12 protein-coding genes are annotated in these 14,705 nt (G+C 60.0%); 7 read left to right on the top strand and 5 right to left on the bottom strand.

Annotated elements, in window-relative coordinates; all coding sequences use genetic code 11:
* Positions 1-52 precede the first annotated feature (52 nt).
* Together RHE_RS07985 and RHE_RS07980 are read left to right on the top strand one after the other, a co-directional pair.
* Positions 53-262, top strand: a complete 210-nt coding sequence (locus tag RHE_RS07985) for a DUF2842 domain-containing protein (protein ID WP_011424891.1) — start codon at positions 53-55, stop codon at positions 260-262.
* A gap of 117 nt (positions 263-379) precedes the next feature.
* Positions 380-1,621 carry a GNAT family N-acetyltransferase gene (locus RHE_RS07980; protein ID WP_042118226.1) on the top strand — a complete coding sequence of 414 codons (1,242 nt, stop codon included), beginning with the start codon at positions 380-382 and terminating at the stop codon, positions 1,619-1,621.
* A gap of 63 nt (positions 1,622-1,684) precedes the next feature.
* Here the strand turns inward: RHE_RS07980 and RHE_RS07975 are convergent, their stop codons facing one another.
* Positions 1,685-3,859 (bottom strand): GumC family protein, encoded by a 2,175-nt coding sequence (locus tag RHE_RS07975; protein WP_011424889.1) that lies wholly within the window; start codon positions 3,857-3,859, stop codon positions 1,685-1,687.
* 189 nt (positions 3,860-4,048) lie between these two features.
* On the opposite strand from RHE_RS07975, the gene RHE_RS07970 reads away from it, so the two are divergent.
* From RHE_RS07970 to RHE_RS07955, 4 genes are read left to right on the top strand one after another with little or no spacing between them, the layout of a single operon-like run.
* Positions 4,049-4,624 (top strand): polysaccharide biosynthesis/export family protein, encoded by a 576-nt coding sequence (locus RHE_RS07970; RefSeq protein ID WP_010060356.1) that lies wholly within the window; start codon positions 4,049-4,051, stop codon positions 4,622-4,624.
* A 3-nt stretch (positions 4,625-4,627) separates the two neighbouring features.
* Positions 4,628-5,803, top strand: coding sequence for a glycosyltransferase family 4 protein (locus tag RHE_RS07965; RefSeq protein WP_011424888.1), 1,176 nt, complete (start codon positions 4,628-4,630; stop codon positions 5,801-5,803).
* Between the two features lie 45 nt (positions 5,804-5,848).
* Positions 5,849-7,411 carry an undecaprenyl-phosphate glucose phosphotransferase gene (locus tag RHE_RS07960; protein WP_011424887.1) on the top strand — a complete coding sequence of 521 codons (1,563 nt, stop codon included), beginning with the start codon at positions 5,849-5,851 and terminating at the stop codon, positions 7,409-7,411.
* A complete protein-coding gene (locus RHE_RS07955) occupies positions 7,408-8,652 on the top strand; it encodes an O-antigen ligase family protein (RefSeq protein WP_011424886.1) in 1,245 nt (414 codons plus the stop codon). The genes RHE_RS07960 and RHE_RS07955 overlap by 4 nt, the downstream gene beginning before the upstream one ends.
* Before the next feature lie 16 nt (positions 8,653-8,668).
* On the opposite strand, the gene RHE_RS07950 is transcribed toward RHE_RS07955, so the two are convergent.
* The 3 genes from RHE_RS07950 to RHE_RS07940 all read right to left on the bottom strand — a co-directional run bounded on the left by RHE_RS07950 (position 8,669) and on the right by RHE_RS07940 (position 11,858).
* Positions 8,669-9,502 (bottom strand): carbohydrate ABC transporter permease, encoded by an 834-nt coding sequence (locus RHE_RS07950; RefSeq protein WP_011424885.1) that lies wholly within the window; start codon positions 9,500-9,502, stop codon positions 8,669-8,671.
* Positions 9,502-10,395 carry a carbohydrate ABC transporter permease gene (locus tag RHE_RS07945; protein ID WP_011424884.1) on the bottom strand — a complete coding sequence of 298 codons (894 nt, stop codon included), beginning with the start codon at positions 10,393-10,395 and terminating at the stop codon, positions 9,502-9,504. The genes RHE_RS07950 and RHE_RS07945 overlap by 1 nt, the downstream gene beginning before the upstream one ends.
* Positions 10,396-10,520: 125 nt before the next feature.
* On the bottom strand, positions 10,521-11,858 hold the full coding sequence (locus tag RHE_RS07940) for an extracellular solute-binding protein (protein ID WP_011424883.1): 1,338 nt from the start codon (positions 11,856-11,858) through the stop codon (positions 10,521-10,523).
* A gap of 176 nt (positions 11,859-12,034) precedes the next feature.
* Here RHE_RS07940 and RHE_RS07935 point away from each other — a divergent pair, with 176 nt between their 5' ends.
* Positions 12,035-12,649: a GNAT family N-acetyltransferase gene (locus RHE_RS07935; RefSeq protein ID WP_011424882.1), complete on the top strand. Its 615-nt coding sequence runs from the start codon at positions 12,035-12,037 to the stop codon at positions 12,647-12,649.
* Between the two features lie 20 nt (positions 12,650-12,669).
* Here the strand turns inward: RHE_RS07935 and RHE_RS07930 are convergent, their stop codons facing one another.
* The gene (locus RHE_RS07930; protein WP_011424881.1) at positions 12,670-14,427 is read right to left on the bottom strand and encodes a glucosidase family protein; all 1,758 of its coding nucleotides are present in this window, start codon (positions 14,425-14,427) and stop codon (positions 12,670-12,672) included.
* Between the last annotated feature and the right edge of the window lie 278 nt (positions 14,428-14,705).

Here is a 14,705-nt window from a genome sequence, read left to right as displayed (position 1 = left end):
CTTTGCGGCATGCCGTCGCGCCGCTCCGCGCTACCCATATAAGAGATAAACGATGCCCGTCCGCCTCCGCAAATTCATCGGCACGATCCTTATCATCGTGCTTGTGCTCGTTTATGCGCTGGTGGCGAACACGATCGCGGTGGCGACGCTCGGCAACGCCCCCTGGTGGGAGCAACTGCTCTACTTCCTGCTGACCGGCCTGCTTTGGGTATTGCCGGCAATGGTGATCATCAAGTGGATGGCCGGACCGCGGCGGCAGTAGCCATTAACGGCCGAATAACCGTGATCGGCGGAAAACGTCGCTGAGGAGCGGCGGTTAAACCAAATATACGTCCTGCATACCTACCTTCCCGTTCAACATTTTGACCGGAGAGTTCCCGTGCAGACGCAAAAGCTCGACGTTGATGAACAGCCGTCAGACGATGGCGCGCTGGCCGATATGGCGATTTCACGCCTACGCCAGGTGAGCATGAAACTTGCCATGGCGAAAATCGACATCTCGGTTTTCGACGCGATGCGGCCATTGGAGGATGATTGGCGGGCTATGGAGACCGATGATCTCCATTCGCTTCATCAGAGCTATGATTGGTGCGCTGCCTGGGTCAATGCCTTTCAGCGGCCGCTGGCGATCCTCAAGGGCACCTATGCCGGGGAGACGGCCTTCATTCTGCCGATCGAGATCGTCAGATCCCGCGGATTGACCGTCGCAAAGTTCATCGCTGCCGATCACAGCAATATCAATACCGGTCTGTTCTCCGGCAGTTTTGCCGAAAGCGGCGGCAGCATCGACGCGGAGAAGTTCGCGGCGCAGCTTCGGCAGGCGTTAAAGGGCCATGCCGATCTGCTGCTGCTGCAAAACGTCCCGCTGGAATGGCGCGGGCGACAGACCCCGCTCACCGGACTGCCGATGGTGCAGAACCAGAACGACGCCTATCAATTGCCGTTCCTCTCCAATTTCGAGGAGACGCTGAAGCAGCTCAACGCCAAGAGCCGGCGTAAGAAATTCCGCGTTCAATCGAGACGTCTGGAAGCGGCCGGTGGCGTCGAACACACCATCCCGGAAACATCGGAAGAACAGCACCACCTGCTCGATATCTTCTTCCGCCTGAAGAGTATCCGCTTCGCGAGCCTTGGCCTTCGCGACGTCTTCGCCGATCCGGAAACGCAAGCCTTCCTGCACGGCCTCATCGACAAGCGGGATGATACAAGACAGTATTTAGGCTTACAGATGCATGCGCTGCGGCTGAAGGGCGAGAACAAGGACCGGATCGCCGCGATCTCCGGCATTTCGCGCAAGGGCGATCACGTCATCTGCCAGTTCGGAGCGATTGATGAAGATCTTGTGCCCGATACCAGCCCCGGCGAATTCCTCTATTGGCAAACCATTTCGGGACTGCACGGCAAAGGCGTCGCGGTGTTCGACTTTGGCCTCGGCGATCAGACCTACAAACGATCCTGGGCGCCGGTCGAGACCGCTCATTACGACGTGGTGCTGCCGGTTTCGCCGTTTGGCCTCGCCGCCGGCGCGGCACACCGGATCGTTACCCGGGGCAAGGCGCATATAAAGGCGCGCCCGAAGCTCTATAAATTCGCCCAGAACATCCGCGCACGGATCGGCTGAGCTTTCTTTGTCTTGCGCATGTCATTCTTCGCAAAACCGCTGCACACTTTTGCGCGACATGCTTCAGGCGGCCTGGCCGAGCACCTGCTCGGCCCCTTCGCCGCCCGACATCAGCACCACGCGCTCATAGCCTGCAGCCTGGAATTCCGTCATCAAGGTCACAAAGATGGTCTCCTCAATCTCCGGAAGGGAGAGGATGATCTCGACATCACGGCTGCGCGTCAGCCGCGAGACGCCGGCGACGTCGGCCGCACCGCATTCGACCACCACGAGATCGTAGGCGGCGGCGAGCGCATCGAGCAGCAGCGACAGCCGGTCGACACCGCGCATGGCGCGTCGCACGTCGCTCTGGCCCTGCGGGATCAGATGAGCATCGGAAAGACGATCGCTATGGATCGTGTCGCCGAAGGCGGCCTCGCCGCACAGCAGATCGGTGATGCCAGCCGCGACCTGGCTCTCGGCCATCAGTTCTGTGGGATAGCCGGAGCCGGTCATATCAATCAGAATGACGCGACAGCCGGCATTGGCGAGCATGCGCGTCAACGCAACCGTCACCGCCGAACCGTTGTCACCGGTTGGAGATATGGCGATTGCCAGCGATGCGCGGCTGCCCGTCAGGTAGTCAGCAACGGAGGCAATGGAAAATTCATTGTCGTCCTCCGGCGTCTCTTCGGCAGCCGCCGTTTCTTCGATCACGTCCTTTCCGTCATTCTCCGTGACACCGGCGAGCATGCTCGGCTGGACGGGCCTTCTGACGGCAGCGACGACCGAGGCGGCCTGCGGCACATTCTTGTCTTCGGCGACCGTTTCAGCCTCGACCGTGTCACGGGACCCATCGACAGGACGAAGCGCCCGGCCGCTGAAGAGTTCAGCGAGCATGGTGACGATGGCGCTCAGAATCAGCGTCGCGACGGTCGCGACGACGACGATCGGCACTACCTTCGGGAAATAGGGATCGACCGGCTCGATGGCCCGGGAAACAATACGGGCGTCCGCCGGGCTGGAATTGCTGTCGGCGCGCGAGGCCGCTTCGCGATAGCGAACCAGATAGGTTTCGAGCAGCTGGCGCTGGGCGTTCGCCTCGCGCTCCAGCGCGTTGAGGCCAACCTCGTCTTCGCCGGCACGGGCGCTGTTGGCCTGTACCGCGTCCTTTTGGCGCTCGAGTTCGCTCGCGCGGAGGTCGGCAACCTTCGCCTCGTTTTCGATACTTGCCAGGATCTTCTGCGTCTCCTGGCGGATTTGGCCACGAATATCGGAGAGCTGGGCGCGCAGGCTCTTCAGCCGGGGATGACTGTTGAGAAGACTGGTCTGCAGATCTGATATTTGTGACTGCAGGCCCGATTCCGTCGCCTTCAGCCGCTGGATCGCCTGGGAGGACATGATGTCAGGCAGCGTATCGGAAGCTTCGCCCGATGACAGCGCATTGCGCACCGCCTGCGCCCTCGCCTCGGCATTGGCCTTGTCGCCCCGCACGCGGGTGAGTTCTGCGGAGATGTCATTAAGCTGCTGGGCGGGAAATGTGGTCGTGCCGTTCGTTTGCAGCAGACCGTGGTTGGTGCGATACTCGGCAACCTTCTTCTCGGCCTCACTGACCTTCTGCCGCAGGTTTTCGATCTCCGGCTCAAGCCAGCGCGTCGCTTCCGAATTGGAGGCAAGCTTGGCACCGCTCTGGGTGGAAAGGTAGACATTCGCCATAGCGTTCGGGATGGCGGCTGCGAGCTTCGGATCCTTCGACGTGAAATTGATGCCGATGACGCGCGAACCCGGCACCTGATAGACCTGCAACCGCTCGACGAAAGCGTCGATCACCCGTTCTTCCGGCGGGTTCTCCATCGGGTTCTTCTTCAGATGCAGCTTCACCAGGATGCTGCTCATCGCCGACCCGTTGGCCGCATCGTCGAATTCCGGCAGATTGTAGAGCTTCAGGTCGTTGATCACCTTCTTGAGGAGATCGGCCGATTGCAGGAGCTGCACCTGGCTGGCGATATTCAGCTCGTCCATCAGCGGCCCGGCGCCGGCTTCGTTCGCCTGCTGGGTGTTGGCGAAGGCTGGCGCGCGGGGTTCGATGAGGATGCGTGTTTCGCTGCGATATTGCGGCGAGATGATCTTGGCGCCGGCAAAAGCGACGCCCGCCGCCACGAGCGTGATTGTCAAAATCCTGAGCCGGCGCGCCCAGACGGCGCGAGCCAGCTGGCCGAGGTCGATGTCCACATCCTGATCACGCACTACGCTGGACATGCTCTTACTCCACAACAAACGTGCCGCAAGCGTAAACGACCATGGTAACTCAACGGTTAATGGTAAGTTTGCGAAGAAATGAGTGGGATCAGCAAAGAACGCCGGAAATTGTCGGCCGTCTTTTACCGGGCATTAACCCTAACGGATCGATAACGATCTCACCGAGTTCATTTCTGTGAGCACCAGCGGATGTCTGTCGCCCCGCCCAAAATCCTTTTGGCCCTGAGCCTTGCAGCCATGACGGCAGCATTGGGCGGCTGCACGACGTACAAACCCGCGCCGAAAGCCTTCAACGAGGCGACCATCCAGCCCTATACGCTTGATAGCGGCGACCGGCTGCGCATCACCGTCTTTGACCAGCAGAGCCTGACCAATACCTACACGGTCGATCAGGCCGGCTATATCGCCTTCCCCCTCATCGGCCAGGTCCCTGCCCGCGGCCGAACCCTGCAGCAACTTTCAGGGCAGATCGCCCAGAAACTGCAGCAGGGCTATCTTCGCGATCCCGATGTCACCATCGACGTCGACCGCTACCGCTCGATCTTCATCATGGGCGAAGTCGGCCAGCCCGGCCAATATGCCTATGTTCCGGGCATGACCGTGCAGAACGCCATCGCAGTTGCCGGCGGGTTCACCAGCCGCGCCAACCAGAGCATGGTGGATGTCACCCGCAAGATAAACGGACAGGTCCTGACCGGCCGCATCAACATATCCGGCCCGATCATCGCCGGCGACACGATCTACGTTCGCGAACGGCTCTTCTAAGCAATGGCAAGAGAGAGGCCGCTCCGCATTCTTCACTGCTTCAGATCGCCGGTCGGCGGAATTTTCCGCCATGTCCGCGACCTGGTCGAGGAACACAGCAAGGCCGGTCATCACATCGGCATTCTCTGCGACAGCTCGACCGGCGGCGAGCACGAGGACAGATTGTTCGACGATATCCGCCCATATTTGTCGCTCGGCCTGACGCGCGTGCCGATCCGCCGCTCGGTCAGCCCGTCCGATATCGCGACAATGTGGGATACGTACAAGAAGATCAAAAGTTTGCGGCCGGACGTGCTGCACGGGCACGGCGCCAAGGGCGGCGTGCTCGCGCGACTTGCCGGCTCAGCCCTGCGGGTGAACAGGTATCGCGTAGCCCGCCTCTATACCGCGCATGGAGGAAGCCTGCATTATTCGCGCTCTTCATTCACAGGACAGTTCGTCCTCAGGATGGAGCGCCTGCAGGAATATTTCACCGATGCGCTGGTCTTCATCTGCGAATACGAGCGCGACACCTATGCCCGCAAGGTAGGCAAGCCGCGGACGAAGACGAAACTGATCTATAACGGCATCGGAGAGCGTGAATTCGAGCCGATCCACACCCGGTCGGATGCCGTGCATTTCATCTATGTCGGGATGCTTCGGGACCTTAAGGGTCCCGATCTGTTTGTCGATGCCTTCGCCAAGACCGAGCGGCTGCTCGGCAGGCCGCTTTCAGCGTTGATGATCGGCGACGGACCTGACCGCGACCGCTACCGCGAGATGATGATCGAACGCGGCCTCGGCAAACGGATCGGCATGCTGCCGGCAATGCGTATCCACGAAGCCTTTGCCATGGCGCAAAATCTCGTCGTCCCCTCTCGCGCCGAAGCAATGCCCTATATCGTGCTCGAAGGGCTGGGGGCCGGCAAGACGATCATCGCCAGCCGTGTCGGCGGCATTCCTGAGGTGCTCGGCAAGGACAGTCCGGCTCTTGTAGAGCCCGGCAATTCCGACGATCTCGCCCGCGTCATGGCGGAAGCGCTCAGCACGCCCGGCTGGCACGCCAGAACAATGCCGTCGCATGCGGCAGTAAAGGCCGTGTTTTCCTCGACCGTGATGGCGCGGGATGTGCTGAAGTTGTACCATGAACTCGTCGATCCCGCCGCCGGTGCAATGTCCGGCGGCGTAAATATTTCTTAGGGGCTTTCTGGTATTTCGCTTGCTGACAACGAGCGACAAAACCCCATGAACAAGCCGGAAAAAAGCGATCCGTTCGACGTAGAAGCGCTGCGCAAGCAGGTCTCCGACATCGAGGCGCGACGCAATTCAAGTCGGGAGCAGGCCTCCGAGCCGACCGAAATCAATGCCTATGCCCGGCAGATCGCCGAACAGTTCCGCGAGGGCACTCGTTCGCCTGCCATTATTATCGGCCAATTGCGGCTCCTGGAATTCCTGGCGCTCTTTTCGATTGCCCTGATAGTCCACTACTTCTGGCCGGGCGACGGCAGCGATCCTCTGCTGCTGCGGGCGGGCATGGCAGCGATCGCTTCGGCCTCGACCGTGATCGCCCTGCAGCTTGCCGACACCTACACCATTCCTGCGCTCCGGGCGAAGCTAAGGCTGATGCCCCGCATTATCGCCTCTTGGACGATCGCGCTTGTCCTCACCATCGGCCTGATCGCGCTCCTTCGTGGCACCACATGGGCGATGGTCGATGCCTATGTCCCGTGGTTCGCCGCCGGCGTGCTCTTTCTCTCGGCCGAGCGTTTCCTTGTCGCCTACGGCATCCGCAACTGGGCGCGCAACGGCATCATGGAGCGGCGCGCCGTCATCGTCGGCGGCGGCGAACCGGCCAAGGAGCTGATCCGCATCCTCGAACAGCAGGCCGACAACGACATCCGCATCTGCGGCATTTTCGACGACCGCGGCGAGAAACGCTCACCGATCATGGTCGCCGGTTACCCGAAGCTCGGCACCGTGGCGGAACTCGTCGAATTCGTGCGGCTGACGCGCATCGACATGCTGATCATCGCCCTGCCGCTTTCGGCTGAGGCGCGTATATTCGATCTCCTGAAGAAGCTCTGGGTCCTGCCGGTCGATATCCGACTTGCGGCGCACGCCAACCGGCTGCGCTTCCGGCCACGCGCCTATTCGCATGTCGGCGCTGTACCGATGCTCGACATTTTCAAGATGCCGATCCGCGACTGGGATTCCGTCGCCAAACGCGGCTTCGACATCTTTTTCACACTGATCGCGCTTGCGCTGCTCTGGCCGCTGATGGCCGCAACTGCGATCGCCATCAAGGCGACCTCGGAAGGTCCTGTCTTCTTCATGCAGAAGCGTCACGGCTTCAACAACGAAGTCATCAACGTCTTCAAGTTCCGCTCGATGTACACCAACATGGCCGACCCCTCAGGCAAGGCCGCGGTGACCAAGGGCGATCCGCGCGTCACCCCTGTCGGAAGGTTCATCCGCAAGACCTCACTCGACGAGCTGCCGCAGCTTTTCAACGTGCTGCGGGGAGAGCTCTCGCTGGTCGGTCCGCGTCCGCATGCGGTTCTTGCCCAGGCGCGCGACCGCGCCTTTGCGGATGTCGTCGAAGGTTATTTCGCCCGCCACCGTGTCAAGCCGGGTGTGACCGGCTGGGCGCAGATCAACGGCTGGCGCGGCGAAGTCGACAATGACGAGAAGATCAAGTTCCGCACGGCCTACGACCTTTATTATATCGAGAACTGGTCGCTCTGGTTCGATCTCAAAATCCTGTTCCTGACGCCGATCCGGCTGCTCAACACGGAAAATGCCTATTGAGCGCGATCGAGGCGACATATTCGCGTGTCGCCCAGCCGCAGCGAGCGGCGCTGCGGCTGATCGGTTCGGCCTTCGTCGCCTTCGGCGTTTTCCTCTCCGGCTTCGTGATCGATGAGCCGGCCCCTTACGAACTCTGGATGGCGGGGCTGATCGGCCTCTGGTTCATCCTAGGTCTCAGGATTTCGCGCAGCGTCGCGCCGTTGCTTGCCCTGCTGCTCACTTTCAATATCGGCGGCATGCTGTCGCTGACACAGATGAAGGATCTTGCGACGGCACCGATGTATATCGCTGTCTCGACCTTCCTGGCGCTGACCGCGGTTTTCTACGGGGCGATCATCGAGGAGAGCCATAAGCGGCTGCCCCTGATCTTCAACGCCTGGACCCTGGCTGCCGTCGTCACGTCGGCGCTTGGCGTGCTCGGCTATTTCCACGCCTTTCCCGGCTCGGAAGTGTTCACTCTTTATGACCGCGCCAAAGGCGCATTCCAGGATCCGAACGTCTTCGGCCCCTTCCTGGTGCCGCCGTCGCTCCATCTCATCCACGGCATTCTGGTCGGCGATCTGAAGAAATCGCCGTTGAAGGCAGCCGCCCTTCTCGTGATTGCCCTCGGCATCTTCCTCTCCTTTTCCCGAGCCGCCTGGGGTCTCTTTGCGCTCGGCGTGGTGCTCCTGATTTTCATCATGCTGCTGAAGGAGCGCAGCGGTGCCTTCCGCTTGCGAGTGCTGATCCTGTCACTGGCGGCGATCATCATGCTGGTCGCATCGCTGCTCGTGGCGCTGCAGATTCCGAAGGTCGCAGAGTTGTTTTCGACACGGGCCCAGCTCGTGCAGCAGTATGACGGCGAACATCTCGGCCGCTTCGAGCGCCACAGGATCGGTTTCACCATGATGATGGAGCGACCGCTCGGCATCGGTCCGCTCGTGTTCGGCACGATGTTTCCCGAGGACGAGCATAACATCTGGCTGAAGTCGCTCACCTCCTATGGCTGGCTCGGCTTCGTCAGCTATGTCGGAATGCTCCTCTCGACGCTCATCCTGGGGTTCCGGAACCTGCTCCACGACCGGCCCTGGCAACCCTTCCTGATGATTGCCTGGATCTCCGTTCTCGGTCACGCGGCAATCGGCAATGTCATCGACATCGACCACTGGCGCCATGTCTATCTGCTCTTCGGCACAATCTGGGGCTGCGCGGCGCTGGAAGCGCGCCACAGGCGCGGCCGAATTCCCAAAGGAACGGCGTAGTCGCCTGATGGTCGGGCTATTTCGTCGCGCCTGCCGTCAAGCCGGCGATGAACCGCCGCTGGAAAACGAGATAGGTCAGGATGAGCGGGGCAATGACAATGACCGCACCGGCGGTCAGAACCGGCGTGTTGACGGTATAGCGCCCCTGGAAAAACAGCATGCCGAGGGGCAGCGTCCGATAGGCATCGTCGTTGACCAGAATGAAGGGGATCAGAAACTCATTCCAGGTCCAGATGAACAGGAACAACGCCAGCGTCGACATCGCCGGCACCATCAGCGGAACGACGATCTTGCGAAGGATGTAGAAGCGTCCGGCCCCGTCGAGAACGGCCGCTTCCAGAATTTCTTCCGGCAATTGCTGCATCGCGCTGGCAAGAAAGATCGTCGAGAATGGTATCGACATCGCGATCTGCGGCACGATGACGGCCGCATAGGTGTTGATCAACCCAAGATACCGCATTTCGTAATAAAGCGGGATGATGAAGGCCTCCGCCGGCACCATCATGCCGAGCGTCAGGATCGCGAACAGGGTGCGCCTAAGCGGAAAGGACAAATAAGCGAAGGCAAAACCCGTCAGCAGGCCCAGAAAGACGCTCGCCGCAACGACGGGAATGACAACGATGATCGAATTCCAGAAGTAGATGTTGAAATGCCCGGCGTTCCAGGCATCGAGGTAATTTTCGAAATGCGGATATGCCGGCAGCGCGAAGGCGCCCTGCAGAACGTCGGCCTTGCTCTTGATCGAGGTCAGCAGCAGAAGCAGGAACGGCGTAATCGTTACGAATGCAAGAAGCCAGAGGACAAGGCGAAGGAAGAGCGGGGCGGCGGGAATGTTAGACTTTCGGCTCATCAAGCCATTCCTTTACTTTTTGAGCCCACCAGCCGGTGAATTGCAAAATTGATGACGAATGTCAGCAGCGCGCCGACAATGGCAATGGCAGCCGCCGCGCCGAACCGATTGAGCTCGAAACCGAGCTGGTACATGTAGATATTCGGCACGAGCGTGGCGTTGGCGGGCCCGCCGCGGGTCATTGTGAAGATCAGGTCGAAGCTTTTGATCGACGCGATGACCGTCAGCAGCAAAACCACCCTGATTTCCGGCATGAGAAGCGGCAGCGTTATCCAGAAAAACGTCTTTCGCGCAGAAGCGCCATCGACCTTCGCAGCATCAAAGAGCGAGGGGTCGATGCGCTGAATTCCCGTGAGGAAGATCACCATGCAAAAACCAAAGAAATACCAGGTGGCAACGATCCCGACTGCGGGAAGCACGAAGTTGAAATCTCCCAGCCAAGGGAGTGCGAACATGCCCAAGCCCACTGCTCTCAGAAACTGGTTGAACGGACCGAATGCAGGATTGTAGAGCCATGCCCAGATGATGCCCAATACGGCAGTCGGCATGATGTACGGCAGGAACAGGAATGTCCGCAGAGCGAGTTGTTCCCGTTGCTTCAGATTCCAGACGCAGGCGGCAAGGCCTATGCCAAGCCCGAGCGGCAGGACGCAGTAGAAAATCATCAGCTCGGCATTGTTGCGCAAGGCGATGTAAAAACGATCATCGGAAAAAAGATCGACGTAATTGCCGAGGCCAACCCACTTGGGCACAGTCAAGCCGTCCCAACTGGTCAGGCTCAACCCCAAAGCCGCGACAATCGGCCCGAAGACAAAGGCCGCGTAAAGCAGCAATCCAGGCAATAGATAGATCCAGTTGGTATGTTCGGAGCCATCAAGTGGGGATCGCTTCATTCCGGTACTCCATGAAGCCAAAGCTATCGTCGTCGTGCAGCAAGCGTGAGATCGCGGCGCTGGTTTCTTAAGGTGATGTCGACGAGACGCAGGCCGCGGACGGTCGCGGCCTGCGTCCGCGTCATTTATTTCTGACCCTTCAGGTAAGCCTGATAATCCTTGTCCATGGCGTCGACAAAGGCTTCAGGCGTGATCTTGCCGGACAGGAGAAGCGGCGTGTTATCGTCGATCGTCTTCAGCATCGTCGGGCTCGACCAATCGGGATAGTGGCCGAGAGCGTCGTTGGCGTTAAGCGTCTTCCACATCTCGATACCGGCGCTCAGCAGCGGCGTGAGCTTTGGCTTCGCATCCGCCGCAAGCGACGTTGCCGGAAGATAGCTGGCATTGGCCCAGGCTTCGGCAGCTTTTTCCGACACCATGTAGTCGATATATTCACCGGCCAGGTCCTGCGTTTTCTGGTCTTTGGCCAAGCTCGTTATCGCCCAGGCAAGGTCCACGCCTCCGACGCTCAGCGGCTTGGTAATGCCTTTCGGGGCAGGAATGGCCATGAAGCCGATATCCTGGTTGTGCTGCATATCACCGAAATACCAGGTTCCCGAGATCAGGAAGGCGCCCTGGCCTGATATGAAAAGCTGGACGGCGTCGTCACCCGAAATGCCCTCGAAACCGGGATAGAAATAGCCGCCCTGCGCCCACTTCTGCACCAGTTTTGCGGATTCGATGTTGCCCTTGGTGTTCCAGGAGCCGCCCCTGCCGTAGATCAGATCGTCAAGCTCGGCGCGATTGCCCGCGTCGATATGGGCTTGATCGATGGCGCCGATCATGTGCAGGGCCAGATGCTGCTTTGCGCTGCCCATCATGAAGGGCGCCACCCCTTTTTCCTTCAGCTTGTCGAGATCGGCCAGAAGCTCCTCGAAGGTCTTCGGCAGCGCTATGCCGGCGTCATCGAGGATTTTCTTGTTGTAATAGAGGCCGACGATCTCGGCGAGGCCCGAGATGCCGTAGGTCTTGCCGACCCCGAATTTTGGCCCATCCCAGCGATCTCGCGCCAGCACAGAATCGGACTGGCGCTTATCCCAGCTGTATTTCTTGATGTAGTCGTCAACCGGCAGAAGCAGTCCTTCCTTGACCATTGCGCCCATATCGCCGGCGCCCTGGTTGACCTTCGTGACGACCGGGCCGTTCCCTGCCGAAACCGCAAGCTTCAGCGTCAACTTCATGTCATCGAAGGTGCGGGCTGTCCGCTTGATCGTCACGCCGGGATGCGCAGCCTCGAACTCTTTGTTCAGCTGCTCTATGACCGCACTCTGACCTTCGTATGTCTGGTCATCCCAAACGGCCAGATCGTCAGCCCGGGCGGCTGCCGAAAGGCCAAAATTCATAAGCGCTGCGCCAGCAAGCGCGACGGCCGTTTTCATTTGAAATGCCGGCAGTATGTTGATCGATTTCAAGCTTCTTTTCATCTGCTCCACCTCACTTGGTTTATTCTCCACTCCCCGTTCGAGCCTTGCGCCAGGCGCCGCCGAACGTTTTCTTCCCCCAGAGCTTTGCCTGATGGGCGAATCTGAGGTAATCGTCAGTGCATCAGCTCCTCTCGCGACCCAAAACGACAATGCGCCACGCAGGAGGTGGCACAGTGATGGACACCAGCTGCTTCATCCGTCCCGCGATTGAAGCGGATATCGAAGCTTTTTTTGAAATCTGCCTGAAAACCGCGAATGGCGGTCACGATGCCAGCGCTCTCTATAGTGACCCGCGTCTGCCCGGCTACATCTGGTCGGTGCCATATCTCAAGTTCGCCAAGGATTTTGCTTTTGTTCTCGTCCAGAACGACCGTCCGGTCGGCTATGTCGTGGGCGCACCCGACACCAGCCGGTTCGATCAGGACCTGGCGGCAAGCTGGTGGCCGTCCGTGCGCCGAGAGATCGCCGGACTGGCGCCGACCCGTCCGCGCGACGCCGACGTCTTGGACCGAATCCAAAATCCGCGCAGCGGGACGGTTTGGCTTCAGCACCAGTACCCGGCGCATCTGCACATCAACATCCTCCCCGGGCTTCAGGCAAGCGGCTGGGGACGAAAGATGATCAGCACCGAGCTGCAGGCACTTCGAAATCATGGGGTAACGGCCGTGCATCTCGGGGTCGACCCTGCAAACGAGCGCGCCAAGGGCTTCTACCGTCACCTTGGCTTTTCCGAATTCGAACGCGATGGCGCCGTCGCCTTTGCTATGCGGATCGATCAGGGATCCCGCTGAAACCGCCGGCGTCAAACAGCTCATGACATCGGCTCCGAATTTGCAGCGTCAAGCCCATATTTCAAAGCGACGGCCGCCGGCATGGCGCTCCAGCCCTGAAGCAGGGAGCCGCGTCCATAGGGCGGCGAGAAATATTCCACCGCGCCGATCCAGCCATTGTCGAGGCAGGTTTCCCACCAGCGGGTCAGCGCGTAGCGGGCGCCTCCAAGTCCGCGGCGAAGGCGTTCTTCGGCATAGGCGCCGTCCCAATAAGGCCAGTCCGAGCCGTTATGGTAGCGGTAGGGAAAAGCGGTCTTGGATCGCAAATCGCTTTGCCGCTTGAATGGTGGATAGGCGCACATCACACCCCAACTGCCATAGGGCTGTTCCTGATTGTTGCGCGTTTCCAGTCTGGTTTCAAACGCTCTCAGGAGGCCGATAGCCTTCTCTTCTGAGATAGCACTAAATCGCGATAGGGTCAGGCTGTCGAGAGCCAGATGATCCTCGACAAAAGAGCCAGGCGTTCCGTAGTCGAGATATCCTCCCGTTGCCGGCACGAAGAGCTTCGCTTCGATTTCCTGGCGAGCCAGAATTGCGGTCTTGCGCGCATGTTCGGCAAGGGTCGGATCGTGCCCCTCACCCAGTCTCGCCACCGCATCCATCGCGCCGACGAAGAGGCCCAAATCGTAGGAGACAAAGCCGTCACGGAAGACATTGTCGGCCCAATCCCGGTCGTTGCGCGGCTTCAGCGGCAGAACGCTGTCGGGACCGGCCAGACTTAGGTAGCGATCCATGATCGCTCTCACTGTCGGCCAATGAAGCTGCACCTCGGACGCGTCTTTCGTAGCGCCGAAATAGTCATCCAGAAAAAGAATGAAGAAAAGCGGGCTGTCGAAGTGGTCGCTCCACCAATCCTGCGGACGGTTGTGATACTCCGGAACTGCTCTTTTGTGGCTTTTGGGATTGGCCTTGCAGTCGGCGACGAAGCGCTGCCAGGCATCCGATTGCGCCGGTCCCGTCAGGATAACGCCGCTCGGGGCCTCTCCGTCGGGCTGTATTCCCTTGGCGAGCAGTCGGATCTCGTCGCGCACCGCCTCCGGTGCAAGCGTCAACAGCGGCTGCATCGTCCAATAGCCGTCGCGGTAATAGGTCCGCGCCGGAGCGCTATAGGCCTGCCCGGCGGCAAGGCCGGCGAAGGCGCCATTTTCGTCGCGCCTTACGCTGGAAAGGGCCGCATGTATCCCTTGGCTGACCATGCTGCGCATCAGCGGGTCGGCGTCGGGCATCATGTCGCAACGCGCCACATATTCCGCGGCTTCGGTGATAATGGCTTCACTGGTGAGATCAAGCGCTCTCTCGGCCTCGTCTCTCGAGGCGCCACCGGCAATCCGCAGATCGGAATCTCGAGCTTCCACGATAAGGACGCCCCAGCTCATTTCGAAAATCTGCCGATGACCGCCGCGGGACGCCTTCGCTTTCGCGCCTCGCCCATCCGGCTCGTGCCACCAGGCGCAACGGCGCGCCGGATAGACACCCTGCAGGATCACTCCGCTGATCAGCATCACCGGCAGCGACTGCCCGACAAAAACGCCGCCCTGTTTCGAGACGAGCCTATTCGGAGCGTAGCTATAGGGGCCGGTGATCGGAGAAAACCGCACACGCCCCAGGCTGCCGGCACCCCAGAGGGCAAGATCGGCATATCCGTCCGGATGAACATCCGCCTGAAGGCGTGGCGCCATTACAGGCAGCAGGACGCCGGCGTCGGCTGAAAGCTGTCCGTCCGTCGAGGCCTTGATCATAGACAGGTTCCCAACACCCGCGTTGAGAAACCCGAAGAATACGAGACGAAGAAACAGCTGAACCAGCCTGAGCCGATTCCTCTTTGGGCGATCTTGGCGCATCCACGCCGACCCAGACAATATGTACGGTGCATACTTGTCCTCGACCCTCTTTCAATCGCGCATTTGACTACGCTTTGATCCCAGCCTACAGGCGGCTCCTCTTTTGTCAATGACATAGACAAATTGTCGGCTTCCGTGTACTGAACTCGGCTATGGAGATGGGGATTGAGGACAAA

This window comes from Rhizobium etli CFN 42 (genome assembly GCF_000092045.1).
In the GTDB taxonomy this organism is placed as follows: Bacteria; Pseudomonadota; Alphaproteobacteria; order Rhizobiales; family Rhizobiaceae; genus Rhizobium; species Rhizobium etli.
The sequence above is the reverse complement of the archived record's forward strand: the minus strand, read 5'-3'. Positions and strand labels throughout refer to the sequence as shown.

Coding starts and splice junctions, on each gene's coding strand:
- RHE_RS07985 (WP_011424891.1), top strand. CDS start 53: ATGCCCGTCCGCCTCCGCAAATTCATCGGCACGATCCTTATCATCGTG.
- RHE_RS07975 (WP_011424889.1), bottom strand. CDS start 3,859: ATGTCCAGCGTAGTGCGTGATCAGGATGTGGACATCGACCTCGGCCAG.
- RHE_RS07970 (WP_010060356.1), top strand. CDS start 4,049: ATGTCTGTCGCCCCGCCCAAAATCCTTTTGGCCCTGAGCCTTGCAGCC.
- RHE_RS07965 (WP_011424888.1), top strand. CDS start 4,628: ATGGCAAGAGAGAGGCCGCTCCGCATTCTTCACTGCTTCAGATCGCCG.
- RHE_RS07960 (WP_011424887.1), top strand. CDS start 5,849: ATGAACAAGCCGGAAAAAAGCGATCCGTTCGACGTAGAAGCGCTGCGC.
- RHE_RS07950 (WP_011424885.1), bottom strand. CDS start 9,502: ATGAGCCGAAAGTCTAACATTCCCGCCGCCCCGCTCTTCCTTCGCCTT.
- RHE_RS07945 (WP_011424884.1), bottom strand. CDS start 10,395: ATGAAGCGATCCCCACTTGATGGCTCCGAACATACCAACTGGATCTAT.
- RHE_RS07940 (WP_011424883.1), bottom strand. CDS start 11,858: ATGAAAAGAAGCTTGAAATCGATCAACATACTGCCGGCATTTCAAATG.
- RHE_RS07935 (WP_011424882.1), top strand. CDS start 12,035: ATGGACACCAGCTGCTTCATCCGTCCCGCGATTGAAGCGGATATCGAA.
- RHE_RS07930 (WP_011424881.1), bottom strand. CDS start 14,427: ATGATCAAGGCCTCGACGGACGGACAGCTTTCAGCCGACGCCGGCGTC.